We start from the raw sequence: 1412 nt of genomic DNA, 5'->3' as shown, positions 1-1412 counted from the left end.
TCTCCGGCGGTGCGGGTGTGGTGGAGTCGGACCGCGCAGGCGGCACCGCGGAGGTGACCGCGTGAGCGTGCGGGTCGTGATCGCGGACGACCATCCCGTCGTCCGCGACGGCCTCTCGGCGCTGCTGGGCTCCCGTACCGGGATCGACGTCGTCGGCACCGCGTCCGGCGGCCGGGAGGCGGTGCGGGCCGCCGTCGTCGAGAAGCCGGACGTGCTGGTCCTGGACCTGCAGATGCCCGATCTCGACGGCGTCGCCGCGGCCCGCGAGATCGCCCGCGCGGCGCCGGACGTGGCCGTCCTGGTCCTCACCATGTTCGACGACGACGACTCGGTCCTCGCCGCGATGCGCGCGGGGGCGCGGGGCTACCTGCTGAAGGGCGCGGGGCAGGACGAGATCGTGCGGGCCATCGAGGCCGTCGCGGCGGGCGAGGCGATCTTCGGCCCCGGCGTGGCGCGCCGGGTGCTGTCCCTGGCGAGCTCCCCCGCCGCCCCGGCCGTCCCCTTCCCCGACCTCACCCCCCGGGAGCGGCAGGTGCTGGAGGCGCTCACCGAGGGCCTGACCACGGCCGCGATCGGCACCCGACTCGGGCTCGCCCCGAAGACCGTCACCAACCACGTCTCGGCGGTGTTCGGGAAGCTGCAGGTGCAGAGCCGCGCCGAGGCCGTCGAGCGGGCCAGGCGGGCCGGGCTCTAGTCGTCCCGCACCGCAAGGCCCGCAGCGTCTGTCGGCGGATCCAGGTTCACGTGAGGCCGGGCAGCCCGTCCGACGCTCGTACCGGGTGTACTCGCCGGACCGGCGACGCCGCCTGCGTGGGCCTGGGCCGTCGAGAGGCGTGGCGGGGTCGCGGTGCGGGCACTACGCGACGGGAGTGCCCTGGTGGTAGAGCACCTGCCAGTCCCCCGGGCCCCGCCGCCAGATCGTCGACCGGCGGGTCGTCCGTTCCCCCTGCCGCAGGAGATAGGTGAGCAGATAGGTCCCGGGCCCCAGCTCCCGGCAGGCGAAGTCGCCCGTCTCCCACTCGTCCGGCTCGTCGGCGGCGTACCGCTCGCCGAGCGCCGCCAGCACGTGCTCCCGCGAGTACACCCGCCCCGAGGCACCGACCTCCCAGAAGTCCGGCGCCATCAGCCGCTCCGGCTCGCGGTCGCGGTGGAACAGCGGCTCGCGCTCCCGCAGCTCCACCAGCACGCCCTGCACCGCGGGACCGGTCCTCGGGTTCACACCGGCAGCGTAGGCCGCACGGCGGGCAGCACCTCTCGCTCGACGAGCCGCAGGCTCTCCCACGCGACCTCCGGCCGGATCCCACCCTCCAGCGGCGTGAGCCGGAACCGGCCCTCCGGACCGATGCGGTGCAGCAGGTCCACGCACTCCGGCGGGGTCAGCACGGCGGCCGCACCGGAGGCCAGCAGCTCGT

2 protein-coding genes and 1 pseudogene are annotated in these 1412 nt (G+C 75.6%); 1 reads left to right on the top strand and 2 read right to left on the bottom strand.

Annotation, left to right across the window (positions count from 1 at the left end):
* Window positions 1–61 precede the first annotated feature (61 nt).
* A complete protein-coding gene (locus H5J29_RS32615) occupies window positions 62–694 on the top strand; it encodes a response regulator transcription factor (RefSeq protein ID WP_312858508.1) in 633 nt (210 codons plus the stop codon).
* A gap of 162 nt (window positions 695–856) precedes the next feature.
* On the opposite strand, the gene H5J29_RS32610 is transcribed toward H5J29_RS32615, so the two are convergent.
* Window positions 857–1219, bottom strand: coding sequence for a nuclear transport factor 2 family protein (locus H5J29_RS32610; RefSeq protein WP_312858507.1), 363 nt, complete (start codon window positions 1217–1219; stop codon window positions 857–859).
* Window positions 1216–1412 (bottom strand): annotated as a pseudogene (locus H5J29_RS32605) (hypothetical protein); the annotation flags it as partial. The pseudogene H5J29_RS32605 and the gene H5J29_RS32610, both read right to left, overlap by 4 nt.

Source organism: Pseudonocardia pini, from assembly GCF_013870575.1.
Taxonomy (GTDB): domain Bacteria; phylum Actinomycetota; class Actinomycetes; order Mycobacteriales; family Pseudonocardiaceae; genus Pseudonocardia; species Pseudonocardia pini.
Note: the sequence above shows the minus strand (reverse complement) of the source record. Positions and strands in the feature narration are given on the sequence as shown.